A 26,290-nucleotide genomic window follows, 5' to 3' on the forward strand; every position below is an offset into this window, starting at 1 on the left:
GTATAAAAAAAGGCCTGTATCTGGTGGGATACAGGCCTTTTTGAAAATCTTTCGCTCAGCAGCCCGTCCCAACCCTATTAATGGTGGTAATAATCATGATGGTGGTAATGATTAAGCGACGGTTAATTAGCATACGGTTGTTTCTTCTATACTCTGCTATTGGTTATATCTACGTTTACCGAACTTCTTATTTCTAGTCAACAAAAAAAGACCATTTATGAGCATTTAGGTCTCATTTGACACAAAACGGTAACTTATTGCAAAAATCTCACTAAGTGCACAGTCTCACATAAAAATGATTTTTTTTTCTTCATAGCGGCTATAGGTGTGCTTTAATTACTTTATAAACGATGGCAAGGAGCAATACATGAAACGGGTAATATTTTTAATTGCTGCTTATTGCTCTTGCTCTGTTTATGCCAATACTTTGCCTTTACTGCCTGCTCAGCATAATCAATCTCCGCACAATCTTTTTTTAGTTAGCGCGAACCAAAGCAATGACGATTTCGATGTATGGAATATTGATGGTGGATATAGCTACACATTATTTAATGATATTGACTTGTATGTGGGCGCAAGAATAAATAATTCTGATGATGTCCAATCAAATGGTTTTTTAAGTGGGATGACCTATCAAGTCAGCGAGAGAATAAGCGTTAAAAGTACGCTTCACTCTTACCGTATTACGGATACTGAACTTAATGAAACCAGCACTAATATTGCCGCAGAAATTTCTAGCCGTTTACAACTGTCAGATAACCTTGATTTGCATGCCACGCTTGATTACCAAGAGTGGCAGCAAGGTATAGAGGTGGGGCTAGGCTTTCGGTTTTAATCGCCTATTCTCTACTATAAAGCGTTCATCAATGAGTCATTAAAACGCTAACAATTCAGATGACATCAACACCCCATTCCAGTCTGAGTAAATGTAATCGCCCGGTTGTATCATTTGATTTTGTAATGTGAGTGTTACATTTATCTCACCAGCATCTCTTTTTTCCGTTTTAAATGGGCAAGCAGCCAGTGCTTTTATACCGAGATCCATTTGTGACAACATAGCAACATCGCGGATAGCACCATAAACAATGATCCCTTCCCAGCCGTTTTCAATGGCAAGAATAGCGAGCTGATCGCCAAGTAATGCCTTTTGACATGAACCATTACCATCAATCACAAGTACTTTACCCTTGCCATTTAGTGATAACGTATCACGCACCTTAGAATTATCATGATAACAACGAACAGTAACAATTTCGCCAAAGAACGCATCGCGTAAACCAAAATTTTGTAACGGTAGCGATAAAAGCGTAACTTGATCTTCGTACTTATCACAAATATCTGGGGTTATATCACTCATATTTCCTCCTTGAAAAGGGTCATGACCCGCGCTAAATCAAAATTTAATCAAATATAATCGTTATAACTATTTTCATCGTCCTATATGATAAAAAGGCTTCGCTACAAGCTATATTTCCTTTTTCTTTCAAAGCTTAGCGAATACTTATGTTACCCATAAAAAAGAGCACATTTAAGCTAGATTTTATATGTTGATAGTTATCACGTTTTTACCCAAACTACTTTACCTACTGTAAATAAACAAAAGAAATATGAATAAAAATGCACTAGATCACATTACGCACGTCCCAATGCTATTGCTCTTTCCTATCTTAAATACACATTTGTTACAATTCATCTATTGATATAAATCAATAAATACCATGGAATTGTCTCACACCCATTGTTAGCAAGCTGTTAACATTATAAAATCTCCGCCAAGTATTGACAGAATAAGACTCGATAACAGGGAAATCGCGTTTTTTGGGCAACTAAATCACGGATGACGGGCAACGTAAGTATGTGTATTTTTGGATTTTTTCCTTTTATATCAAAAATACATTACCTGTATGTTATTTTTTTGCCTAGAATTTATTCTAATCAAGCACAATTCGTCATAAATTTTTAGGTACCGCCAATGCAAACCCCGCAGATTCTTATTGTTGAAGATGAGCAAGTAACACGTAACACCCTTAAAAGCATTTTTGAAGCTGAGGGATACGTTGTCTTTGAAGCCAGCGATGGTGAAGAGATGCACCAAGTTCTAACAGCAAATGCTGTTAACTTAGTGATTATGGACATCAACCTTCCAGGTAAAAATGGTCTATTACTTGCTCGTGAACTTCGTGAACAAGCTAACGTTGCACTCATGTTTTTAACAGGTCGTGACAATGAAGTAGATAAAATCTTAGGTTTAGAAATCGGTGCTGATGACTACATCACAAAACCGTTTAACCCACGTGAACTGACTATCCGCGCACGTAACTTGCTAAACCGCTCTATGAGCTCAAACACTACTCAAGAAGAAAAGCGCTCTGTTGAAAAATACGAATTCAATGGCTGGATTCTTGATATTAACAGTCGTTCTTTAATTAGCCCGAATGGCGAAGGTTACAAACTACCTCGTTCTGAGTTTAGAGCACTACTGCACTTTTGTGAAAACCCAGGTAAGATCCAGACTCGTGCTGATCTACTGAAGAAAATGACAGGTCGTGAGCTTAAGCCACACGATCGTACTGTTGACGTAACTATTCGCCGTATTCGTAAGCATTTTGAATCTGTTTTAGGTACGCCAGAGATTATTGCTACAATTCACGGTGAAGGCTACCGTTTTTGTGGTGAGCTAGAAGACTAATCCTCTTCGGTTTCTACACAAAAAAGGCTTGGTGAGTAATCATCAAGCCTTTTTTGTATCTGTGCTATTTAGAAATAATATTCTTCACTCTATTCATGCTAAAAATTGAAAACTTAATAGACCTTCTCAACCTTCACCTGGTTATCAACGAGAGTAACACTGGCTTGAGCTTGTTTAAGCTCCACTGCAACATCAACAGGCTTTGATTCATCTAGTTCAATATCTGACTGAAAAACCACTTCCCAACGTGCGGTGCTAAAGGTGCGCACCTCTAGGTTTTGCGCTGGAATATTCCACAACTGCCCGCCTTGGCGAATCGTTACGGCTTCAACTTCCATATCTGCAGCTAAATCACTCACACCACTCAATTGCAGTGAACCATGCAACAAAATAGCAGGTTCGCTACCCGACTCGGTGATCATAGGCATCATATTAAGCCATAAATTACTCTGCAGGCTTACTGCTGTTTGAGCCAACTCTGCGGTACTGGATTGCTGCCATTCAACGTGCTTATCTTGTTGAGATGCACAACCGACACTAGCTAACGCTAATACACATATTAATGCGACTTTCTTCATCTGATTACCTTTGGTTTAGCCATACTCTTAAGACGTCAATATCATTAGAGTATTCATTTTTAATTTCATCAATCCAGTCGGTGATATTCTCCCACCAAGCTGGCATGTCTGGTGACTGTGCTTTTTGGGCAACTTGCTGAATACGTTTAAGCCCTATTGCCCCAGCTGCCCCTTTAATTTTATGCGCTTCAGAAACAATACCCGCTTGATCTTTGGCAGTCATGTTTGAATCGAGAATCTTTATATAGCTAGGCATCATTTCTTCAAACATAGCGATATTTTCCAGCATAGGTTGTGCGCCAACAATACCAATATAAGACTCCAGCATCACAAAATCTAATAAGCTATTTTCTGCTTGGGTTAATACTCGTTTGGGTTCCGTTAAAGGGATAACGACCTCTGATTCAGCACCAAGCTCAGAGGTAATAAACTTATCGATAACCGATTGTAAGGCGGTGGTTGATAGCGGCTTACTTAACGCATCATCCATCCCCTGCTGCAGATACTCTTGCTTATTTTTTAAGACATTAGCCGTTAGTGCGACCAAAGGCGGCAAGTTATCATATTGCTGCCTTAAGCGCTGAGCAATTTCAAAGCCACTGATATCAGGTAATTGAATATCCAATAACACTAAATCGTACATTTGTGGTTGAAACTTCGCGAGCGCCTCTTCACCGGTCATCGCAACGGTCACGGTATGACCAAAGCTTTCCAATAAAGAGCATGCAACGGTTACATTCAATTCGATATCTTCAACCATAAAGATATTGATACTTTTTTGGCACTTCTCAGGAACAGCATCACACCCCTCACTATCAACAAGCGGCACACTTAAGCTCACGGTAAAGGTACTGCCAAAACCTTCCTCACTGCTAACCTCAATATCACCATCCATCATATTGATCAATTGTTTCGATACGGCTAAACCAATACCAGTGCCGACAGCATGGAGATTATCCACGCCAGATTTCACTTGGTAGTACATCGCAAAAATTTTATCGATTTCAACTTGCGGGATACCGATTCCAGTATCTTCAATTTCAAACACAATGTCGGCAAAGTCCCCTGCAATATCAGCACTCACTGTCATCACAACGCCACCTTCTTTGGTGAACTTCATGGCGTTATTAATTAGGTTCCACAGTACTTGACGTAAACGAGTCGCATCAACCTCAATGGCATAAGGCAGTTCACTTAATCGCTCTAAATCAAAACGCAGCCCTTTTTGTTCAGCCATCAAACCAGAAATGCTCTCAAGCTCAACAATAAACTCATCAAACTTCAAAGGAACGGGTAATAACTCTAATTTACGACGATCAAATTTATCCATATCGATAATGTCATTAAAAATATGCCCTAGGGTGATGGCACTGACATTGATGGTCTGCATATGCTGACGCTGCTGATCGTTCAATTGGGTATCTAATAGCATGCGACTCAAACCTACGATGCCATTAAGTGGAGTGCGCAACTCATGACTAATGGTTGAGATAAAGGTGGTTTTGTCTTGGCTGGCTTTCTCTAGTGACTGTTGATATTCCATGCGTTCGGTAATATCACGCCCAAAGCCCACAAGCCCCAAGTGACGCCCTTCTTTGCTATAAAAAGGCACCTTACGTAATTCAAAGAAATGTTTGCTGCCATCGGGATATTCTAACCACTGCTCATAGGTTAGTGACTTATTGTCATTAAAAACTTTCTGATCGGTTTCAATAATTTCCTGAGCCATCTCTTCGCCATACACCTCTAAAGGCGATAAACCAACCAGCTCTTTCTCTTTTTTACCCGTTAAGACTTCAACTGCGCGGTTACAACCAGAGAAAACACCATCAGAATTGCGGTAATAAATTAAATCAGGTGAGGCATCAATAAATGAACGTAATAATGCGGTTCTTTCGGCAAGTTCTAATTGGGTTTTTTCTCTTTGATAAACTTCATCTTCCAGATCCTGCATCGCTTCTTCGCGACCAATTTCCGCCTTTTCTCGCTCAAGATTCTGTTGATTTAATTGTTCTATATTTTGCTGCAACTTAAAGTTAAGTTCTCTATCACGTGAGCGCATGTCTTTTAGTTTGGCAACCAGTTTAGACAATCGCTGACGAGACTCTTCCAATTGATCCACCACGACCGATAAAAAATAGACAGCCCAAGGCGTAATTAATAGCCCAAAAAAAACCGAACGGATAATATCTCCGTTATCAACAAACCCTTTTAAAAAGAGCGTGACGACCACTTGAACAATGACCGCAAGCGCTACCATAGCTAAGGCAAGTAACATTGAAAAACGGACAATGCCAAGCTTTACCAACAAATCGACATAATATTGAGCTAGGTTTTTTATCGGCTTCATGTAGCGCTCCATGCAAAAAGATGAGTAAACATAGTAACTGACTTGATTAGATTTAAACAATAAACTCGCGCATAAAAATAAAAAAAGCCCACCAAAAAGATGAGCTTACAATGTCTTAAACCTTGTTATATCTACACGTTAGGTTTGGTGTAGACAAAGGCGTCGTCGATAAGGCTACCCTGCGCACCTTGCTTATCTAAGGCTCTACCTATTTCGGTCATCGCAAGCCAACGGTTTTCACACCATAATGGAGCCAGTAAGGTAGGTCTTCTTGCTGCTGATGAGACGCGGTGGAAAATAATATCAGCAGGCGTCATACGAATCATTTCGCTAGCTGTCGCAACGTACTCTTCTAGCTCTGGCGCAGTGAGTTTGCCTGCTTTCCATGCTTTAGCCATTGTACTGCCTTCAACAATATGCAGACCGTGTAATTTGATCCCATCAGTGCCGACGGCAAGAACCTTCTCTAGCGTTTCAATGTTATCTTCGCGCTTTTCTTTTGGCAGCCCGACAATTAAATGCGTGCACACTTTAATACCTAATGCGCGTGCTCGACGGGTAATACTTTCGTAAATAGCAAAGTCATGCCCACGGTTAATGCGTTTTAATGTGTCATTGTTTGCTGTCTGCAGACCTAACTCAAGCCAAATCTCATAACCTTGCTGAACATAGTCAGATAATAGGTCCAGTACCGCATCCGGCACACAGTCAGGGCGCGTACCTACGCATAGACCAACCATATCGGCTTCTTTTAAGGCTTCTTCGTACATGTTTTTTAATACTTGTACTTCCGCATAGGTATTCGTGTAGGCTTGAAAATAGGCGAGGTATTTTTTTGCTCGATGAATTTCACCAGCACGATCTTTTAGCTGATCGGCAATGCTCTGGATTTGAGTTTGTTCATCAGAAAAAGAAGCGACATTACAAAAAGTGCAACCACCACGACCTATTGTGCCATCTCGGTTGGGACAGCTAAAGCCACCATGCAGGGTCAGCTTATGTACTTTTTCACCATAGCGACGCTGTAAGTCTTGCCCTATCGTGTTTACCAGTTCATGTAGTTGCATTAGTAATTCGCTCGTCAATAAGAATGAAAATTAATCATGGAAGTGAAATTTAATTACATCCCTGCAAATTTCAGCCGCATAGTCTAACGTAAACCCGAGGCAAAAGGCAAAACGCATAATAAATATCAATAAAAATGCAAAATTTAATCATAACCTCGCGAATCTTGACCAATATATCCCTTTACTATTCATTTTGTTGCAAAAAAATGATCGACCGAGAGCAAGTTTAAATGGAATTAATTAAGACAAAATTGTAGGATACTGACACCTGTCCATTTTTTTTACGCCTAATAACAGCGAAAATAAAATTGGATAATTCGGTGATATTCGCTCCCACCTATATAAATCACTAGCATGTGATTAAAAAATAATGAATATCACTATGGAATGTTTTCCTCGCAAAATTTTCCCTGCGAGATACCGAATGGAATCAAATCAATTCATCATCGAATTGATTTAGAATCATAAATATAAAAGGACAAGGCATACTCGCTTTAAAGCAAGTTGCGCCTAGATTTAACTGGAAGGACGTATCTATGGTCGATCGAGAGCAAAATACACAAGGTTTGTATACTCCGGAACTGGAGCATGACGCTTGTGGTATCGGTTTTGTTGCTCACCTTAAAAACCGTAAATCTCATGAAGTTGTCACTCAAGCACTCGATATGCTTGCTCGTATGGAACACCGTGGTGGTCAAGGCTGCGATCCGTGTTCTGGTGATGGCGCGGGGATTTTATTGCAAAAACCGCACGAATTCTTATTAGAAGAAGGCGTGAAGTTAGGCATTAAACTTCCTTCATTTGAGAAGTATGGTGTGGGTGTTGTACTTTTCCCTAAAGACGAATATAAACGTCAACAGTGCCGTGATATTTTAGAACGCAATGCTCAACGCTTAGATCTTGAAGTTATTGGCTACCGTGTGTTGCCGGTTGATAACTCAATGATTGGTGCTGACCCTCTAAGTTCAGAGCCACAGTTTGAGCACGTCTTTATTTCTGGCGGCCCAGGCATTACTCCTGAAGAGCTAGAACGTAAATTGTATGTTTTACGTAACTACACGGTACGTGTATGTCTAGAAAGCATCTCGAATATCGGCGATGACTTCTACATCAACTCTCTGTCTTACAAAACCTTAGTCTACAAAGGTCAACTAACCACTGAACAGGTACCTCAGTACTTCTTGGATTTACAAAATCCATCAATGGTTACCGCATTGGCACTTGTTCACTCACGTTTCTCGACCAATACGTTCCCGAAATGGCGTTTAGCACAACCATTCCGTTACATTGCCCATAACGGTGAGATCAATACCGTTCGTGGTAATCTGAACTGGATGAAAGCCCGTGAAGCGATCTTAGAATCGGATCTGTTCACTCAAGCTGAAATCGACATGCTGCTACCTATCTGTCAAGAAGGAAGCTCGGATTCATCAAACTTCGATATGGCGTTAGAGCTACTGGTACTTTCTGGTCGTAGCCTGCCGCATGCGTTAATGATGATGATCCCTGAAGCATGGCAAGAAAATAAGAACATGGATCCTACGCGTCGTGCCTTTTACCAGTACCACGCCAATATCATGGAACCGTGGGATGGTCCTGCTTCTGTTTGTTTCACTGATGGTGTTCAAGTTGGCGCAACCTTAGACCGTAATGGTCTGCGCCCTTCTCGCTACACAGTGACAAAAGATGACTTCCTAGTGATGGCATCAGAGTCAGGTGTGGTGGATATCGAACCTGAGAATGTCGAGTACCGTGGTCGTCTACAGCCTGGTCGTATCTTCGTTGCTGACCTTGAGCAAGGTCGCATCATTTCTGATGAAGAAGTGAAAGATGGCATTGCTAACTCACAGCCTTATGAGCAGTGGGTAACCGATAACCTGTTAAGCCTAAACAAGCTACCAGAAGCAACGAACCAATATAGCCAACCTTCAAAAGAGCACCTACTTAACCGTCAGCAAGCTTTCGGTGTTAGCTCAGAAGAAGTGAATGAAATTATTGTTCCTCTAGCAAAAACGGCTTACGAGCCACTTTCTGCTATGGGTGCTGACTGGCCGTTAGCGATTTTATCGCACCAATCTCAGCATTTATCTAACTACTTTAAGCAACTATTCGCACAAGTAACCAACCCGCCGATCGACCCGATCCGTGAGCGTATGGTTATGTCGCTGAATACTTACTTAGGCCGAGATCTAAACTTACTGACTGAGTCTCCATTACACTGTCAAAAAGTAGAATTAGAATCGCCAGTCCTTTCAAACTCAGAACTTGAAAAACTGCGTGCTATTGATAATGAGCACCTACAAGCTAAGACGCTTGATATTGTTTTCCAAGTTAGTGAAGAAAGCGGCAAGTTAGAGCGTGCTCTTAAACGTATCTGCCAATACGCTGAAGATGCCGTTATTGATGGTTACTCAATCATTCTACTAACGGATCGTGCTGTTAACTCTACTCACGCTGCTATCCCTGCCATGCTAGCGGTTGGCGCTGTTCACCACCACCTAATCCGTAAAGGCTTACGTGCGAAGTGTGACATCGTCGTCGAGACGGGTGATGCACGTGAAACGCACCACTTTGCAACGCTACTTGGTTACGGTGCTAATGCGGTTAACCCGTACCTAGTGATTGAAACGATCGTTGATTTACAGCGTACAAATAAATTAGACCCTGAAGCGACCATCCGTGAGTTATTTGATAACTACCGTAAAGGCGTCAATGGCGGTCTACTGAAGATCTTCTCGAAGATGGGTATTTCAACGCTACAGTCATACCATGGTGCACAAATTTTTGAAGCGCTTGGTATCAGCAAATCTGTGGTTGATAAATATTTCACAGGTACCGTATCGCGTATTCAAGGTCTAACGATTGATGACATCGCAAAAGAAGTCATGATTCGTCACCGTATAGGCTACCCAACTCGTGAAATCCCAGTTCAACGTCTTGATGTTGGTGGTGTTTACCAGTGGAAACAGCGCGGTGAGAAACACCTATTCAACCCTGAAACGATTTCACTACTGCAAGAATCAACTCGTAATAAGAACTACGACCAATTCAAACAGTATACTCATGCGGTAGATGCACAAGGTGATAATGCGGCGACATTACGTAGCCAATTAGACTTTATCAAAAACCCAGCGGGCTCAATTCCACTAGAAGAAGTGGAGCCGATTGAGAACATTCTTAAGCGCTTTGCAACAGGTGCGATGTCGTTTGGTTCTATCTCTTACGAAGCTCACTCAACGCTTGCCGTTGCAATGAACCGTATTGGGGCTAAATCAAACTCAGGCGAAGGTGGTGAAGACCCAATTCGTTTTGATAAGAAAGAGAATGGCGACTGGGAACGTTCTGCTATCAAACAAGTGGCTTCTGGTCGCTTTGGTGTAACGTCTTACTACCTAACTAACGCTGAAGAGATCCAGATCAAAATGGCTCAAGGCGCAAAACCAGGTGAAGGCGGTCAACTACCTGGTGATAAAGTCGATGATTGGATTGGTGCAACACGTCACTCAACGCCAGGGGTCGGTCTAATCTCACCACCGCCACATCATGATATCTACTCGATTGAAGATTTGGCTCAGCTTATTTACGATCTAAAAAATGCTAACCGCGCAGGTCGCGTTAACGTTAAATTAGTATCAGAAGCAGGTGTTGGTACGATCGCTTCAGGTGTGGCTAAAGCGAAAGCTGACGTCGTACTTATTGCTGGTTTTGATGGCGGTACGGGTGCTTCACCAATGTCATCAATTCGCCACACGGGTTTACCGTGGGAATTAGGTCTAGCTGAAACACACCAAACACTACTGAAAAATGGTCTACGTAACCGTATCGTTGTTCAGTCTGATGGCCAAATGAAAACACCTCGTGACCTTGCTGTTGCAACGCTACTTGGTGCTGAAGAATGGGGTGTAGCAACCGCAGCACTTGTGGTTGAAGGTTGTATCATGATGCGTAAGTGTCATAAGAACACCTGCCCTGTTGGTATCGCAACACAGAACAAAACATTACGTGAACGCTTTGATGGTCGCGTAGAAGATGTCGTGACTTTCTTCCAATACATGGCGGAAGGTTTACGTGAAGTAATGGCTGAACTTGGCTTCCGTTCTATCGACGAAATGGTTGGTCAATCTCACAAGCTAAAAGTTCGTGATGACATTAAACACTGGAAATATAAAAACCTTGATCTAACGCCTGTGCTTCACGTTGAGCCAGCGCGTCAAGAAGATGGTATTTATTGCACCACTGAGCAAAACCACAACCTTGAAAACGTACTTGACCGTAAACTAATTCAAGCGGCAATTCCTGCTCTTGAAAAAGGCGAAGCGGTAACGGCAGAGTTCCCAATTGTGAACACCGACCGTAGTGCTGGTACTATGCTATCGAATGAAATTTCAAAAGTGTACAAAGACCAAGGTCTACCACAACCGATGGACATTAAGTTCTACGGCAGTGCTGGTCAATCTTTTGGTGCATTCCTTGCTAAAGGTGTCAAATTTGAAGTCGAAGGCGATGCGAACGATTACTGGGGTAAAGGTTTATCAGGCGGTACATTAGTACTTTATCCTGATGCTAAATCCTCCATTGTTGCAGAAGACAACATCGTGGTCGGTAACGTTTGTTTCTACGGCGCAACATCGGGTGAATCTTACATTCGTGGTCTCGCTGGTGAACGTTTCTGTGTTCGTAACTCTGGTGCAAAAGTGGTCGTTGAAGGGGTTGGTGATCACGGTTGTGAATACATGACAGGTGGTGTTGCCGTTATCCTTGGCTCAACAGGTCGTAACTTTGCTGCTGGTATGAGTGGCGGTGTGGCTTACGTATGGGATAAAGAGGGTAACTTTGAGAGCAAACTTAACCCTGAACTGGTTGATTTAGACCCTATTGAACAAGAAGATCGTGAGCTGCTACAAAGCATGCTAACGAAACATGTTGAATTCACAGGAAGTGACGTCGCTAAGTCTTTCCTTGATGACTTTGAGGCAAGCATTGCTTCACTCGTTAAGGTTATGCCGCGTGACTACAAAGCGGTGATGTTGAAGCGTAAAGCTGAAGCACTACAAGCAGCACAAACGGAAGAAGTGGAGGCAGTCTAATGGGTAAGCCTACTGGATTTTTAGAGCACGGTCGTGAGTTACCAAAGAAACTCGACCCTAGTGTTCGTATTCAAGATAATAAAGAATTTGTTCTTAACGAAGAGTTTGGTGACAAGATCAGCACACAAGCTTCTCGTTGTATGGATTGTGGCGTACCGTTTTGTCATAACGGTTGCCCTATCGGTAATATTATTCCTGAGTTTAATGATGCGGTTTATCGTGATAGCTGGGAAGAGGCATGGGATATCTTAAGCTCAACCAATAACTTCCCAGAGTTTACTGGTCGAGTATGCCCAGCGCCTTGTGAAAGTGCATGTGTTCTAGGTATCAACCAAGACCCGATTACGATTTGTAACATCGAGAAAACGATTGTCGAGACCGCTTATCGTGAAGGTTACGCTAAACCAAAAACGCCTCGCTCTCGTACAGGTAAGACAGTGGCAATCATAGGTTCAGGTCCTGCTGGACTAGCCGCTGCAGAGCAACTAAACAGCGCTGGCCACTGCGTTACTGTATTTGAACGTGATGAAAAAGTCGGTGGACTACTGCGCTTTGGTATCCCTGACTTTAAACTTAGCATGGACGTTATCGATCGTAAGATCGACCTAATGGCAGATGCTGGGGTTAAATTTGAAGTAAATGCCCATATCGGTGTCGACATTAACGCTCTGCAACTACGTCAAGATTTCGATGTCGTATTGCTAACGGGTGGCTCTACCGTTCCTCGTGATCTACCTATTCCAGGTCGTGAGCTAAATGGTGTTCACTTTGCGATGGAATTCTTAGGTCAAAATAATCGCCGTGCTAATGGCATGGATTTAAAAACCAAAGAAATTCACGCTAAAGATAAGCATGTGGTTGTGATTGGTGGTGGTGATACGGGTTCTGACTGTGTTGGTACTTCTAACCGCCATGGTGCGAAGAGCATTACTCAAGTTGAGATCATGCCTATTCCACCAGAAAAGCGCCCTGCCAATATGCCTTGGCCTCAGTACCCGATGATCATGAAGACAACAACGTCGCATGAAGAAGGCTGTGACCGTCACTGGAACATCCTAACTAAAGAATTTATTTCTGATGATAATGGTAATGTTCAAGGCTTACGTATTGCTGACATCGTATGGCAAGACGCTAAGCCAGGTGAACGTCCAGGCTTCGATGAAGTTGCAGGCTCTGAGCGAGTGATCCCTTGTGATCAAGCCTTCCTTGCTATGGGCTTTGTACATCCAGAACCAACGGGTGTACTTGCTCAACTGGATATCAAGCTTGATGACCGTGGTAATGTTGCAACAACCGGTTTTGCCACTAACCAAAAAGGCGTTTTCGCTGCTGGTGATATGCGTACAGGCCAATCCCTTGTCGTTCGTTGTATTAACGAAGGTCGAGAGTCTGCTCGTGAAATCGATGATTTCCTAATGGGCAATAGTAACCTTGAAGCGAAAGCAGATTCATTAATGCTTTCTGTTTAATCTTTTACTCGCTGCTTAGGTAGCGAGTAAAAGTTGTAAGATAATATCTTTCCAGACTTTTATTTTGGCCAGCACTCGATGCTGGCCTTTTTTGTTTGCTACACTAAAAAATAAATGATGCGAATAACAATGACAGTAATATCAATAACTATGAGCGGTTTATGGCATCGAATTCATTTAAATTGCATATAGAGATATAAACGACATAGGATGTTAAAAACGATGAAAGCAAACACACCTCTCATCATACTGATGCTTACTGGTACACTTACGGCCTGCAGCCAAGGATACGATAATATGCAAGATAGAACTGACTCGCCTTGTGGAGATAAACCTAACTGTGTTTCCACTCAAGACAATCGCGAGCAACACCACCTAGAATCCTTTCAACTGACAGAATCGGCCACTCTAGAAGCCATTGAACGTGTTGCCCTTTCTCAACCAAGAACCACAACCGTTGAGAAAGGTACCCACTATTTACATATTGAATCTAAAAGTAAAATCATGCGGTTTACCGATGACTTAGAGTTGAAAATTGTTGATGGCTTTTTACAGGTTCGCTCTGAATCCCGTTTAGGTCACTCTGATTTTGGGGTGAACCGTAAGCGTGCCGAGCAGTTACGCCAAGACTTACGTCAAGCTAACCTGATTAAATAGCGCATTTAACATGGCTTATCTAGGCTGTTTTTCCATGTTACAATCTGCGCATATTTTGAAATACTAAAGAGACAACATTATGAAAATCGGCATTATTGGTGCAATGGAACAAGAAGTTACCATCCTTAAAGAAGCGATGTCTAACATCACAGAGATTAACCAAGCTGGCTGTACTCTTTACACAGGTACATTAAATGGCGCTGATGTTGTCTTACTGCAATCAGGTATTGGTAAAGTGGCTGCTGCAATTGGCACAACGGTTCTTTTAAATGAATACCAACCTGATGTTGTTATCAATACTGGCTCTGCTGGTGGCTTTGATGCGTCACTAAACTTAGGTGATGTGATCATCTCAACAGAAGTTCGTCACCACGATGCTGATGTTACTGCCTTTGGTTATGAAATTGGCCAAATGGCAGGTCAACCAGCCGCTTTCATGGCTGATAAAAAACTAAAAGAAGTCGCAGAGCAAGCCCTAGCAAGCATGGAAAATAAGCACGCGGTTCATGGCTTAATTTGTACTGGTGATGCTTTTGTTTGCACGCCAGAGCGTCAAGCATTCATCCGTACTCACTTCCCATCGGTGATTGCCGTAGAGATGGAAGCATCAGCGATTGCTCAAACTTGTCATCAATTTAACGTTCCTTTTGTTGTGGTACGTGCTATTTCAGATGTGGCAGATAAAGAGTCACCAATGAGCTTTGAAGAGTTCTTACCACTAGCAGCACAAAGCTCATCTGAGATGGTGCTAAAAATGGTTGACCTACTAAAGTAATCGGCTCAAAAACGACAACAAGTGATGTCAGAGTTGTTTGCTAGCCTTTATGCTAATGGTGCTCTCCTCGTTATGTGGGGAGCGCTACTTATACATCTCATACTACCGATCCCTGACTCACTTCACCCCATGACATTATGGCGTAAGTTTGCTTTATTGCTCTCTGATAAGGTCAACAAAAATAACGCTTACTCACAAAGTATCCTATCTGGCTCACTTGCTTTATGTCTCATGATTTTGAGCGCTGTGGTTCTACTTATTGCCCTTAAAACCTTAGCGTGGCAAGCCCAACTTTTTGACTTAGCTTTACTGCTTATTGCTCTCGATTGGCGAAGCAGTGATTCTCTTTGTCGTCAATTAAGCTCGGCAATACAGCAAGATGACAAAAACAAAGCGCGTCAGTTACTCGCTGCGACTCTCAATCGAGAAACCACGACACTCTCTATGTTAGGTCTTGGCAAAGCAGGCGCTGAAACCCTCATTATTGGCTTTAGTCGTCGAGTCATTGGGGTTCTATTTTGGTATCTGATTGGTGGTGCGATTGGTGCTCTGCTCTATCGTATGATCAGCGAACTGGCTCGTACATGGTCGCCAAGTCGTCGACAGTTCTCCCCTTTCGGTTTGCCTACCATTCGCTTACTTGCCGTTATGGATTTTGTTCCATTCCGTTTTTTTGCCTTAATGATCATCATGGGTAAGCAAAGTCAGACGCTGTTTAGTCAGATGTTAGCGCAACAAAAATCATGGCCGACACCAGGTCCTGCTTGGTTATTAAGCGGAGTTGGAAATAAGTTATCTCTCTCTTTAGGTGGACCTGCGCTTTACAATAGTCACAAAGCTATTCGCGCTAAAGTAGGCGGTAGAATTGCGCCTTCTGCCCTTCATTTAGAACAAATCAACGCCTTACTTATCTCACGAGCCGGTCTGTGGATTGCTCTGCAAAGTTTATTATTTCTTGCGCTTTATCAGGGTGTTTAATCTGATTTAAATCACGGTAGATAAGTGACAAGAAACACAATAAAACACTAACGCTCCCACCTATTTTTTCGTACAATTCGCCTCACTTTCATTCCCTATAATCGATTAAGAGAATTTCGTCCTATGGACTCAATGCTGCTGTATTTTACCGACTTATTTGGTACTGCTATTTTTGCTATTTCAGGTGTATTGCTAGCAGGAAGATTAAAAATGGACCCTTTCGGTGTTGTAGTATTGGCTGGTGTCACTGCCATTGGAGGCGGTACGATTCGCGATATGGCATTAGGCGCTACGCCGGTATTTTGGATAACCGACACCACTTATTTATGGGTTATTTTAGCCACTTGTTTATGTACGATGCTGATTGTTCGTCGCCCTAAACGCGTCGCATGGTGGGTCTTACCGGTCTGTGATGCGATTGGTTTAGCCGCTTTTGTTGCGATTGGTGTTGAAAAGGCACTAACCTACCAAAGCTCAGCGCTAGTGGCTGTCATCATGGGCGCACTAACAGGGTGTGGCGGTGGTATTATTCGTGATGTATTAGCGCGCGAGATACCGATGGTGCTACGTAGTGAAGTGTATGCGACGGCGTGTATTGCCGGAGGTATCTTCCATACTGGTGCTCTGCATCTTGGCGTAGCAAGCTCAAGTGCCTTCCTGATTGGCGTAGCGACGACACTAATGATTCGTCTTTGTGCGATTCGCTGGCACCTTTCACTACCCACCTTTGCTCTCAGTAAATAATACCTCTCACAGGGTGTATTGATGCACTCAACGAATACCTTCCAAACCTGATACCACAGGCATAAAAAAACCCACTCAAATGAGTGGGTTTGCATACCTTATTAATCGCTTAGTCGAGTATTAAGCTTTAATCTTAGCATGTAGCTCTTGAATAGTATTCACAGTGTTACGACCATCAGCCGTATGTGCCATACACGTTGCAAACGCTGCATTTAGCGTTGTTGTGTAGTTTACTTTTTCAGCTAGTGCGCCACGACGTAATACCTTTGAGTCTTCAATCGCTTGACGACCCGCAGCAGTATTCACGATGTAGGTGTATTCATTGTTCTTGATACGGTCAAGAATATGAGGACGACCTTCATGTACCTTGTTCACTAGACGAGGGTTAATGCCCGCTTCGCCAAGAATAACGGCAGTACCGTGTGTTGCATCGAGTTGGTAGCCAAGTTTCGTTAGCTTAGAAGCAAGGTCAACAACGCGCTGCTTATCACCTTCACGAACAGAAAGTAATGCACGACCACCTTCAGGGTAAACATTGCCACAACCTAGTTCTGCTTTAGCGTACGCTTCTGCAAACGTTGCACCAATACCCATAACTTCACCGGTTGAGCGCATTTCAGGGCCTAACAGTGGGTCAACACCAGGGAACTTGTTAAATGGTAATACAACCTCTTTAACAGAGTAATATGGTGGGATGATCTCTTTAGTAAAGCCTTGAGACTCTAGAGATTGACCAGCCATTACACGTGCAGCAATTTTAGCAATTGGTGCGCCAGTAGCTTTTGATACAAATGGAACAGTACGTGCTGCACGAGGGTTAACCTCGATTAGGTACACTTCGTTGTTCTTAACCGCAAACTGAGTGTTCATAAGACCACGAACACCAAGCTCAAATGCTAGCTTTTCAACTTGCTCACGCATCACATCTTGGATTTCGTTGCTTAGCGTGTAAGCTGGCAGTGAACATGCTGAGTCACCAGAGTGTACACCCGCTTGCTCAATGTGCTCCATGATGCCCGCGATAACAACGCGCTCACCATCACAAATTGCATCAACATCGACTTCAATTGCGTCATCTAGGAAGCTATCAAGTAGAACTGGAGATTCATTTGATACGCTTACTGCTTCATTGAAGTAGCGACGCAAATCTTGCTCGTCATAAACGATTTCCATCGCACGACCACCAAGAACGTAAGAAGGACGTACAACGAGTGGGAAGCCGATTTCGCGAGATTTCTCTACCGCTTGCTCCATCGTTGTTACTGTCGCGTTTTCTGGCTGTAGTAAACCTAGACGGTCAACAGCAACTTGGAAACGCTCACGGTCTTCTGCACGGTCGATAGCATCAGGGCTAGTACCGATGATTGGTACGCCAGCGGCTTCTAAAGCACGAGCAAGTTTAAGTGGCGTTTGACCACCGTACTGTACGATAACGCCTTTTGGCTTCTCTACACGAACGATAGACAGAACATCTTCAAGTGTTACTGGTTCAAAGTATAAACGGTCAGAAGTATCGTAATCAGTAGAAACTGTCTCAGGGTTACAGTTAACCATGATAGTTTCGTAACCATCTTCACGTAATGCTAGTGATGCGTGTACACAACAGTAGTCAAATTCAATACCTTGGCCGATACGGTTTGGACCGCCGCCTAAGATCATGATCTTATCTTTATCTGTTGGGTTCGCTTCACACTCTTCATCAAATGATGAGTACATGTAAGCCGTATCAGAAGAGAACTCAGCAGCACACGTATCAACACGCTTATAAACAGGGTGGATATCGTGCTGGTCACGTAGACGACGAATTTCGCTTTCAGCCACACCTAGTAGTGAAGATAAACGAGCATCAGCAAAACCTTTACGCTTTAGCTTCTTCAGTACAGAGCCAGTAAGACCGGCAAAACCGTTCGCTTTAACTTCTTCTTCTAGTCTAACCAGTTCTTCAATTTGAACTAGGAACCAGCGGTCAACGTTTGTTAAGTTGAATACGCCATCCACTGACATACCGGCACGGAATGCATCAGCAATGTACCAAATACGCTCAGCGCCCGCTTCTTTCAGTTCATGACGGATCTTAGTTAATGCATCAGGTGCATCAAGATCAACCATTTCATCAAAGCCGTTCGCGCCAACTTCTAGGCCACGTAGTGCTTTTTGTAGTGATTCTTGTTGGTTACGACCAATTGCCATCACTTCGCCAACCGACTTCATTTGTGTCGTTAAACGGTCGTTAGCGCCAGCAAATTTCTCGAAGTTAAAACGAGGAATCTTAGTCACAACGTAATCGATAGTTGGTTCGAATGATGCTGGTGTTGCGCCACCAGTAATGTCATTCATTAGTTCATCAAGAGTGAAACCAATCGCTAGTTTTGCTGCAATCTTTGCAATCGGGAAACCCGTTGCTTTCGATGCTAGTGCAGAAGAACGTGATACACGAGGGTTCATCTCGATGATAACCATACGGCCATCTTTCGGGTTAATACCAAACTGTACGTTTGAGCCACCCGTTTCAACACCAATCTCACGCAGTACTGCTAGAGAAGCATTACGCATTAATTGGTATTCTTTATCTGTTAGCGTTTGAGCAGGAGCCACGGTGATTGAGTCACCAGTGTGAATGCCCATTGCATCGAAGTTTTCAATCGCACATACGATGATACAGTTGTCGTTTTTATCACGAACCACTTCCATCTCGTACTCTTTCCAACCGATTAGAGATTCATCGATTAGAAGTTCGTTGGTTGGAGAAAGATCCAAGCCACGACGACAGATTTCATCAAATTCTTCTTTGTTGTATGCGATACCACCGCCCGTACCACCCATCGTAAATGATGGACGAATGATACAAGGAAAGCCAACCATCTCTAGAACTTTGTAAGCTTCTTCCATAGTCTTGGCAGTATCAGCGGTTGGACACTCAAGGCCAATCGCTTTCATTGCTTTATCAAAACGAGAACGGTCTTCTGCTTTATCAATAGCGTCAGCAGTTGCACCAATCATTTCTACGCCAAATTCAGCCAATACACCGTGCTTTTCTAAATCAAGTGCACAGTTCAATGCAGTTTGACCACCCATAGTAGGCAGTACTGCGTCTGGGCGTTCTTTAGCAATAATATTGCGAACAACTTCCCACTGAATTGGTTCAATGTATGTCGCATCAGCCATGTCTGGGTCAGTCATGATTGTTGCTGGGTTCGAGTTTACAAGAATAACTCGGTAACCTTCTTCGCGCAGAGCTTTACAAGCTTGAGCACCAGAGTAGTCAAATTCACAGGCTTGACCAATTACAATTGGGCCAGCACCTAAAATTAGAACACTTTTAATGTCAGTACGTTTTGGCATTTGTCTACTACTCCGAATTACGCTTTATGTTCTTTAAGAAGATCGATGAAGTGGTCAAATAACGGCGCTGCGTCATGTGGACCTGGGCTCGCTTCAGGGTGACCTTGGAAGCTGAACGCTGGCTTATCTGTGCGATGGATACCTTGCAGTGTGCCATCAAACAGAGATTTATGAGTTGCGCGTAGAGTACTTGGTAGTGTCTCTTCGTCTGCTGCGAAACCGTGGTTTTGCGCAGTAATCATTACAACATCACGATCTAAATCTTTTACTGGGTGGTTCGCACCGTGGTGACCAAATTTCATTTTCACCGTTTGAGCACCAGAAGCTAGAGCAAGAATTTGGTGACCTAGACAAATACCAAAGATTGGTAAACCTTTATCTAAGAAAACTTTCGTTGCTTCAATAGCATAAGTACATGGTTCTGGGTCACCAGGGCCATTAGATAGGAAGATACCATCTGGGTTTAAAGCCAGAACGTCTTCTGCCGATGTTTGAGCAGGTACAACCGTTAGACGACAACCACGGTCAACTAACATACGTAGGATGTTACGTTTTGCACCAAAATCATAAGCAACAACATGGAAAGGTAACTCTGAATCTGCTTTCGCTTCAGGTAAACCGCCCGTTAATGTCCACGAACCCTGTTTCCATTGGTACGCTTCTTTTGTTGTTACTTCTTTAGCAAGATCCATACCTTTAAGGCCTGGGAATGCTTTTGCTTTTTCTAACGCTAAAGCTTCATCAAGATTGTTACCTGCAACGATACAACCATTCTGAGCGCCTTTCTCACGTAAAATACGCGTCAGTTTACGAGTATCAATATCAGCAATACCTACAATGTTTTGCGATTTAAGATAATCAGAAAGAGACTGTTCATTACGGAAGTTTGAAGCAAGAAGGGGAAGGTCGCGAATCACAAGGCCTTGAGCGTGAATTGCTGAAGATTCTTCGTCTTCAGAATTAGTGCCGGTATTGCCAATGTGAGGATAAGTAAGAGTAACGATCTGTTGAGAATAGGAAGGATCAGTGAGGATTTCTTGATAACCCGTCATCGAGGTGTTGAAAACGACTTCACCGGTAGCAGAACCATCTGCGCCGATAGATTCACCGTGAAATACTGTCCCATCTTCTAGGACTAGTAGTGCTGACTTACTCAAGACAACCTCCAGAATAAAAATGCATTAAAAATAATTTTATTTGCAAACTCTACCTTCCAATACGCAAAAAGTTGCGCTTTTAGGAAATTAGACAAATTGGCGGTATTTTAGTGATTGATGTGATTCATGTCAACATTTACTAAAAAGAAAAACAATGTTTTATTCCTTTCGATCATATTTTCTCTTCAAAACGCCTGAAAAAACACATTAAGTGCATTATATGTAAGCTAAAAATAGAAAATAACTATTTTCATCGATAAAAAAGGAGAGCAAAGTAGTAATAAGGATCTAAAGAACTGCGCAAACGTTCACCAAGCAAAGTTTAACCCTGCTTATATAGACTTTAGCACCAATAGATAGAAAGACGCTTATTAATGGCACATTAAGTCGGTAAAATGGCTGATTTATGATAGGAAAAAAGAAAATGAGTATATTCGTAGGGCTATATGCGCCAAGCTCTCTTGGCGCATAATTATCTATTTATAGATCATTAAGACCTAAAACATCAGTCATGCTATAAATACCAACTGATTTGTCATTTATCCACACACATGCCTTAATAGCACCGTTAGCAAATGTCATACGATTCGTTGCTTTATGCGTAATTTCTACACGCTCACCAATATCAGCGAACATTGCGGTATGCTCACCAATGATGTCACCTGCACGGATGGTCGCAAAACCAATTTCATCTTTTGTACGCTCGCCAGTAATGCCTTCACGTGACCATACCGCCACATCGTTTAACTCATTACCCATAGCGCCAGCAATCGCTTCACCCATGCCTATAGCAGTGCCTGAAGGCGCATCCACTTTATGACGGTGGTGAGCTTCAACAATTTCTACGTCACAGTAATCACCCATCACTTTGGCTGCTTTCTCTAGCAACTTAAAGACAAGGTTAACGCCAACGCTATAATTTGGTGCCATGACAATAGCGATGTCTTGTGCAGCTTGATCGATAGACTGTTTTTCTTCTTCAGAGAAACCCGTCGTACCAATCACAATTTTCTTACCGTGTTGACGGCATAGCTCAATATTGGCTAAGGTGCTCGCTGGAGAGGTAAAATCAACGATAACATCAAAGTTCGCAATCGATTTTTCTAAATTATCCACTAACTCAACGTTAAAGTTACCTTTGCCACATAATTCACCAACATCAACACCAATCAATGAGGACTCTGGACGTTCAGATCCAGCACCAACACTTGCCTGGACATTGTAGTGAGTCGCTTTAACAAGATTGCGTCCCATACGGCCCGCTGCTCCTGCAATCGCAATTCTAACCATTGCGTTATTCTCCATTTTTTAATTCAATAACATAGATAAACTATCAACTATTCATCTAGTTGACTAGCCTCTAACTAAGATTTATTCACGGTTTAACTCGTGTACTTCTTTATGACACGATGAACAATTGGCAGGTTAGCTTCAGGGAAATCAAAATTAACTAAATCGGCTACTTTTACCCATTGCCCTTGCTGCCCTTCTCTTCCATAAGGTTGATGATCAAATTCACTCACAGTAAAGAAATCAAACTCCAACGCCTTGTCGTCATAAGTAAACTCCAGAAATTGGAAATGCTGACACCCTGTAGTATCAATACCAACCTCTTCATTGAGCTCTCTAACTAAAGCGTGTTGTGCTGTCTCTCCACTTTCTACTTTACCGCCAGGGAATTCCCACAAACCACCTTTATGAGCATGATCAGGTCGCTTAGTAATAAATACTTGGCTTTTATCTGCATTAAAAATAATTGCCGCAACAATGTGTAAAGGTTTCATTTTACGCCTTCTTATTTTTTATCTACAAAAAGAGCCGCCTAAGCGACTCTTTTATCAGTTTATCTTAATCTAACACGCTTATGCGATCTGACCATGACACTGCTTGTATTTTTTACCTGATCCACAAGGACACGGTTCGTTACGACCGACTTTACGATCTTCACGTACCACTGGCTGACTATCTGCTGACTCTTCGTTTGTTTCAGAGCTTAGTTGCTGACGACGAGCAGCCTCTGCAGCTTGTGCACGGCGTTGCTCTTCCATACGATCAACTTCTTCTTGCTGTTGAACTCGAACCTTGCTCAAAATCATGATCACATCAGATTTTAAAGCTTCTAATAGCTCTTCAAACAGCTCAAACGATTCACGCTTGTATTCTTGTTTCGGGTTTTTCTGTGCATAACCACGTAAGTGAATACCTTGACGCAATTGGTCCATTGCCGCTAGGTGCTCTTTCCATAGCGAATCTAACGTTTGTAGCATTACCGACTTTTCGAAGTTACGTAGCACTTGTGCGCCAACCGTTTCTTCTTTTAGCTGATATGCCGTTACCGCTTCAGCAACAATCTTTTCACGCAATGCTTCTTCATACAATTTGTCATCAGCGTCAATCCAAGCTTGAACTGGCAATTCTAAATCGAAGTCATTTTTCAGACGAGCTTCTAACCCTGGGATATCCCACATATCATCAAGAGATTGTGGTGCAATGTATTGATCGATCATTGATTGCAATACATCTTCACGGTTATGGCTAATCATGTCACTAATATCATCAAGACTCATTAGTTCATCACGTAACTCATAAACCACTTTACGCTGGTCATTAGCAACATCATCGTACTCTAGTAGCTGCTTACGAATATCGAAGTTACGACCTTCTACTTTACGCTGCGCTTTTTCAATTGAGCGAGATAGCATACGGCTTTCAATAGCTTCGCCTTCGTCCATACCACTTTGGATAAGACCGGCCATACGATCAGAAGTAAAGATACGCAGTAGTGAATCTTCCATTGATAGGTAGAAACGAGAAGAACCCGCATCACCTTGACGACCAGAACGACCACGTAATTGGTTATCAATACGACGAGATTCGTGACGCTCAGTACCAATGATGTGTAGACCACCAGACGCTAATACTTGGTCATGAACAATCTTCCAATCAGCTTTGATTTGGTCGACTTTCTCTTGAGTAGGGTTAGTCAGTTTTTCAACTTGAGCCTGCCAGCTACCACCAAGAACGATATCGGTACCACGACCTGCCATGTTGGTTGCAATCGTTACTGCGCCAGGCGTACCGGCTTGAGCAACAATTTCAGCTTCCATTTCGTGGAATTTCGCATTTAGAACGCTATGTTTGATCTTCGCTTCTTTCAGTGCATTTGATAGCAGCTCTGATTTTTCAATCGAAACGGTACCGACTAGGCTTGGCTGACCATTCGCAACACGCTCTTTGATATCTTCGATGATGGCATTAAATTTATCCGTTTCAGTACGGAAAACCATATCTGGCATATCATTACGTTGCATTGGTTTATTGGTTGGAATAACAACCGTTTCTAAACCATAGATAGACTGGAATTCAAAGGCTTCTGTATCCGCAGTACCCGTCATGCCTGACAGCTTTTCATAAAGGCGGAAGAAGTTTTGGAACGTTATTGAAGCCAGCGTTTGGTTTTCATTTTGAATCTTCACACCTTCTTTAGCTTCAATCGCTTGGTGCAAACCTTCAGACCAACGACGACCTGCCATTGTACGACCAGTATGTTCATCAACAATAACGATTTCATTCTCTTCAGAGATGATGTAATCGACATCTTTTTCAAACAATACATGTGCACGTAATGCGGCATTAACGTGGTGTAAAAGGCTAATGTTTGCTGGCGAGTAAAGTGTGTCACCTTCTGCCATCAGTTCGTTTTGAATCATTAGCTCTTCAACAAATTCTTGACCCGTTTCAGTCAAGTGAACTTGTTTTGATTTCTCATCCATAGTGTAGTGACCATCACCACGGTACTCTTCTGAATCTTCTTTATCTTGCAGCACAAGTTGTGGAATAAGAAGGTTGATACGCGTGTATAGATCAGAGCTATCTTCAGCAGGACCAGAAATGATCAGTGGCGTACGAGCTTCATCAATTAAGATAGAATCCACTTCATCGACGACCGCGAAGAAACGCTCACGTTGTACACGGTCTTCATTGCGGAAAGCCATGTTGTCACGTAGGTAATCGAAACCAAACTCATTGTTTGTGCCGTAAAGGATATCGGCCAAGTAAGCTTGCTTTTTATCTTGAGGAGCCATATTTGGTACGTTAACACCAACGCTCATACCTAAGAATTCGAATAAAGGTCGGTTGGTCTCAGCATCACGCTTCGCTAGGTAGTCATTGACCGTAACGATGTGAACACCTTTACCTGGTAGGGCGTTAAGATAAGCAGGTAGTGTCGCTGTTAGTGTTTTACCTTCACCAGTACGCATCTCTGCAATTTGGCCGCTGTTTAGCACCATGCCGCCGATAAGCTGCACATCAAAGTGACGCATGCCATAGACACGCTTAGACGCTTCGCGAACCGTCGCAAATGCTTCAGGCAGTAGACTATCTAAATCTTCGCCTTTTTCTAAACGCTCACGGAACTCAACCGTTTTAGCTTTTAGTTCATCATCAGACAAAACTTCAAACGTTGGTTCGTAGTTATTAATTTCTTTTACAATTTTTCTAAGGCGGCGCAGTGTGCGGTCATTGCGACTGCCAATTACCTTTGTCAGCAGCTTAGTTATCATGTGCTATGAGTCTCTCTTTCTTAGGTCTTTGCTGACCTAGTTTAAATGCCATCAGTCTCTACCAGTTTTTAACTAAGGATACTGAGATAAATCACGTATCACTGATATTGTGTTGCCAGACTGTATTTTCAAGGCTCTGAATTAAATTAATCGCGCTAGTGTAAGGAATTTTGCAACGAACAACCATGCCTAAGCTGATTTGTTTGAAGCTAGTTAAGGTTTTTATCTGGTTTGTCCATAGAATAACCACACTGCAGGGCTTTGAATGCTATACCTAAGCCGATTGCTCAACTAGAATAACGATGAATGTCTGCCAATTATTGAGAATATGTATGCGTGATCATCGCCCAACCTTAACTAATGAGCTGTTATCTGATTCTCGCTGGAGTGAGCTACAAAAGCATGCCTCTGAGATTAACGAAATTAATCACGCTCTAGAAAAAATATTACCAAGGGGAACGGCTCATCATTGTCGCGCTGCAAACTTACGAGGTGGTAATTTAATTATCGATGTGGCAAGTGCTGCGATAAAAATGAAAATAGATTATGACCGCTTAATGATCTTAAACCAGTTAAGAACTGTTGGTTTTGCTCGACTGATCAGTATTGAAGTGCGCATTAACCCAAGTCTATACAAAAGTATTAGCACAGCAGAAAAGAAGAAAGCACCAGAGCCGCGTCAACCGCTTTCCGCCGCTGCAGCTGAGTCACTATTAATCACGGCTGAAATGGCACCGCCTAAGATTAAAGCTCGCTTAGAGCGTATCGCTCAATTAGCAAAAAGCAGAAGTAGCGATTAATCGCAGGTAAAAAAAAACCAGACACTGAATGT

The 26,290-nt window shown here is 42.5% G+C and carries 18 protein-coding genes and 1 other annotated feature; of the genes, 9 read left to right on the forward strand and 9 right to left on the reverse strand.

Annotated elements, in window-relative coordinates; genetic code table 11:
- Window positions 1–3 precede the first annotated feature (3 nt).
- Window positions 4–117, reverse strand: a sequence feature (Thr leader region).
- A gap of 250 nt (window positions 118–367) precedes the next feature.
- Complete coding sequence (locus tag BCU68_RS14630; RefSeq protein ID WP_102565484.1) at window positions 368–835, forward strand: ribonuclease regulator; 468 nt, start codon at window positions 368–370, stop codon at window positions 833–835.
- 39 nt (window positions 836–874) lie between these two features.
- Here the strand turns inward: BCU68_RS14630 and BCU68_RS14635 are convergent, their stop codons facing one another.
- A complete protein-coding gene (locus tag BCU68_RS14635) occupies window positions 875–1,357 on the reverse strand; it encodes a putative 4-hydroxy-4-methyl-2-oxoglutarate aldolase (protein WP_102565485.1) in 483 nt (160 codons plus the stop codon).
- 615 nt (window positions 1,358–1,972) lie between these two features.
- Between BCU68_RS14635 and arcA the strand changes: the two genes are divergently transcribed.
- The gene (arcA, locus tag BCU68_RS14640; protein WP_102565486.1) at window positions 1,973–2,689 is read left to right on the forward strand and encodes a two-component system response regulator ArcA; all 717 of its coding nucleotides are present in this window, start codon (window positions 1,973–1,975) and stop codon (window positions 2,687–2,689) included.
- A gap of 113 nt (window positions 2,690–2,802) precedes the next feature.
- On the opposite strand, the gene BCU68_RS14645 is transcribed toward arcA, so the two are convergent.
- The 3 genes from BCU68_RS14645 to BCU68_RS14655 all read right to left on the reverse strand — a co-directional run bounded on the left by BCU68_RS14645 (window position 2,803) and on the right by BCU68_RS14655 (window position 6,684).
- Complete coding sequence (locus BCU68_RS14645; RefSeq protein ID WP_102565487.1) at window positions 2,803–3,267, reverse strand: hypothetical protein; 465 nt, start codon at window positions 3,265–3,267, stop codon at window positions 2,803–2,805.
- A 4-nt stretch (window positions 3,268–3,271) separates the two neighbouring features.
- Window positions 3,272–5,617, reverse strand: coding sequence for an aerobic respiration two-component sensor histidine kinase ArcB (gene arcB, locus BCU68_RS14650; RefSeq protein ID WP_102565488.1), 2,346 nt, complete (start codon window positions 5,615–5,617; stop codon window positions 3,272–3,274).
- Between the two features lie 131 nt (window positions 5,618–5,748).
- Complete coding sequence (locus BCU68_RS14655; protein WP_102565489.1) at window positions 5,749–6,684, reverse strand: TIGR01212 family radical SAM protein; 936 nt, start codon at window positions 6,682–6,684, stop codon at window positions 5,749–5,751.
- Window positions 6,685–7,220: 536 nt separating this feature from the next.
- On the opposite strand from BCU68_RS14655, the gene gltB reads away from it, so the two are divergent.
- The 6 genes from gltB (at window position 7,221) to BCU68_RS14685 (ending at window position 16,394) form a co-directional block, all read left to right on the forward strand.
- Window positions 7,221–11,771, forward strand: a complete 4,551-nt coding sequence (gene gltB / locus BCU68_RS14660; protein ID WP_102565490.1) for a glutamate synthase large subunit — start codon at window positions 7,221–7,223, stop codon at window positions 11,769–11,771.
- A complete protein-coding gene (locus tag BCU68_RS14665) occupies window positions 11,771–13,240 on the forward strand; it encodes a glutamate synthase subunit beta (protein ID WP_102565491.1) in 1,470 nt (489 codons plus the stop codon). Before gltB ends, BCU68_RS14665 begins: the two co-directional genes overlap by 1 nt.
- Before the next feature lie 222 nt (window positions 13,241–13,462).
- Window positions 13,463–13,897, forward strand: a complete 435-nt coding sequence (locus BCU68_RS14670; RefSeq protein ID WP_102565492.1) for a DUF1499 domain-containing protein — start codon at window positions 13,463–13,465, stop codon at window positions 13,895–13,897.
- A 79-nt stretch (window positions 13,898–13,976) separates the two neighbouring features.
- Window positions 13,977–14,672 (forward strand): 5'-methylthioadenosine/S-adenosylhomocysteine nucleosidase, encoded by a 696-nt coding sequence (gene mtnN / locus BCU68_RS14675; RefSeq protein WP_102565493.1) that lies wholly within the window; start codon window positions 13,977–13,979, stop codon window positions 14,670–14,672.
- A gap of 24 nt (window positions 14,673–14,696) precedes the next feature.
- Window positions 14,697–15,650, forward strand: coding sequence for a cobalamin biosynthesis family protein (locus BCU68_RS14680; RefSeq protein WP_102565494.1), 954 nt, complete (start codon window positions 14,697–14,699; stop codon window positions 15,648–15,650).
- A gap of 123 nt (window positions 15,651–15,773) precedes the next feature.
- Window positions 15,774–16,394, forward strand: coding sequence for a TRIC cation channel family protein (locus BCU68_RS14685; RefSeq protein WP_102565495.1), 621 nt, complete (start codon window positions 15,774–15,776; stop codon window positions 16,392–16,394).
- 120 nt (window positions 16,395–16,514) lie between these two features.
- On the opposite strand, the gene carB is transcribed toward BCU68_RS14685, so the two are convergent.
- The 5 genes from carB to secA all read right to left on the reverse strand — a co-directional run bounded on the left by carB (window position 16,515) and on the right by secA (window position 25,458).
- Complete coding sequence (gene carB / locus BCU68_RS14690) at window positions 16,515–19,736, reverse strand: carbamoyl-phosphate synthase large subunit (RefSeq protein ID WP_102565496.1); 3,222 nt, start codon at window positions 19,734–19,736, stop codon at window positions 16,515–16,517.
- 17 nt (window positions 19,737–19,753) lie between these two features.
- A complete protein-coding gene (carA, locus tag BCU68_RS14695; RefSeq protein ID WP_102565497.1) occupies window positions 19,754–20,893 on the reverse strand; it encodes a glutamine-hydrolyzing carbamoyl-phosphate synthase small subunit in 1,140 nt (379 codons plus the stop codon).
- Between the two features lie 480 nt (window positions 20,894–21,373).
- Window positions 21,374–22,183, reverse strand: a complete 810-nt coding sequence (gene dapB / locus BCU68_RS14700) for a 4-hydroxy-tetrahydrodipicolinate reductase (RefSeq protein ID WP_102565498.1) — start codon at window positions 22,181–22,183, stop codon at window positions 21,374–21,376.
- Between the two features lie 92 nt (window positions 22,184–22,275).
- Window positions 22,276–22,677 carry an 8-oxo-dGTP diphosphatase MutT gene (mutT, locus tag BCU68_RS14705; protein WP_102565499.1) on the reverse strand — a complete coding sequence of 134 codons (402 nt, stop codon included), beginning with the start codon at window positions 22,675–22,677 and terminating at the stop codon, window positions 22,276–22,278.
- Between the two features lie 78 nt (window positions 22,678–22,755).
- Complete coding sequence (gene secA, locus BCU68_RS14710) at window positions 22,756–25,458, reverse strand: preprotein translocase subunit SecA (protein WP_102565500.1); 2,703 nt, start codon at window positions 25,456–25,458, stop codon at window positions 22,756–22,758.
- Between the two features lie 332 nt (window positions 25,459–25,790).
- Between secA and BCU68_RS14715 the strand changes: the two genes are divergently transcribed.
- On the forward strand, window positions 25,791–26,258 hold the full coding sequence (locus BCU68_RS14715) for a DciA family protein (protein ID WP_102565501.1): 468 nt from the start codon (window positions 25,791–25,793) through the stop codon (window positions 26,256–26,258).
- The last annotated feature ends 32 nt before the right edge of the window (window positions 26,259–26,290 follow it).

This window comes from Vibrio sp. 10N.286.49.B3, assembly GCF_002873395.1.
In the GTDB taxonomy this organism is placed as follows: domain Bacteria; phylum Pseudomonadota; class Gammaproteobacteria; order Enterobacterales; family Vibrionaceae; genus Vibrio.

Excerpts from the sequence above, each read along its gene's own strand:
- BCU68_RS14630 (WP_102565484.1), top strand. The coding sequence starts at position 368 with ATGAAACGGGTAATATTTTTAATTGCTGCTTATTGCTCTTGCTCTGTT.
- BCU68_RS14635 (WP_102565485.1), bottom strand. The coding sequence starts at position 1,357 with ATGAGTGATATAACCCCAGATATTTGTGATAAGTACGAAGATCAAGTT.
- arcA (WP_102565486.1), top strand. The coding sequence starts at position 1,973 with ATGCAAACCCCGCAGATTCTTATTGTTGAAGATGAGCAAGTAACACGT.
- BCU68_RS14645 (WP_102565487.1), bottom strand. The coding sequence starts at position 3,267 with ATGAAGAAAGTCGCATTAATATGTGTATTAGCGTTAGCTAGTGTCGGT.
- arcB (WP_102565488.1), bottom strand. The coding sequence starts at position 5,617 with ATGAAGCCGATAAAAAACCTAGCTCAATATTATGTCGATTTGTTGGTA.
- BCU68_RS14655 (WP_102565489.1), bottom strand. The coding sequence starts at position 6,684 with ATGCAACTACATGAACTGGTAAACACGATAGGGCAAGACTTACAGCGT.
- gltB (WP_102565490.1), top strand. The coding sequence starts at position 7,221 with ATGGTCGATCGAGAGCAAAATACACAAGGTTTGTATACTCCGGAACTG.
- BCU68_RS14665 (WP_102565491.1), top strand. The coding sequence starts at position 11,771 with ATGGGTAAGCCTACTGGATTTTTAGAGCACGGTCGTGAGTTACCAAAG.
- BCU68_RS14670 (WP_102565492.1), top strand. The coding sequence starts at position 13,463 with ATGAAAGCAAACACACCTCTCATCATACTGATGCTTACTGGTACACTT.
- mtnN (WP_102565493.1), top strand. The coding sequence starts at position 13,977 with ATGAAAATCGGCATTATTGGTGCAATGGAACAAGAAGTTACCATCCTT.
- BCU68_RS14680 (WP_102565494.1), top strand. The coding sequence starts at position 14,697 with ATGTCAGAGTTGTTTGCTAGCCTTTATGCTAATGGTGCTCTCCTCGTT.
- BCU68_RS14685 (WP_102565495.1), top strand. The coding sequence starts at position 15,774 with ATGGACTCAATGCTGCTGTATTTTACCGACTTATTTGGTACTGCTATT.
- carB (WP_102565496.1), bottom strand. The coding sequence starts at position 19,736 with ATGCCAAAACGTACTGACATTAAAAGTGTTCTAATTTTAGGTGCTGGC.
- dapB (WP_102565498.1), bottom strand. The coding sequence starts at position 22,183 with ATGGTTAGAATTGCGATTGCAGGAGCAGCGGGCCGTATGGGACGCAAT.
- mutT (WP_102565499.1), bottom strand. The coding sequence starts at position 22,677 with ATGAAACCTTTACACATTGTTGCGGCAATTATTTTTAATGCAGATAAA.
- secA (WP_102565500.1), bottom strand. The coding sequence starts at position 25,458 with ATGATAACTAAGCTGCTGACAAAGGTAATTGGCAGTCGCAATGACCGC.
- BCU68_RS14715 (WP_102565501.1), top strand. The coding sequence starts at position 25,791 with ATGCGTGATCATCGCCCAACCTTAACTAATGAGCTGTTATCTGATTCT.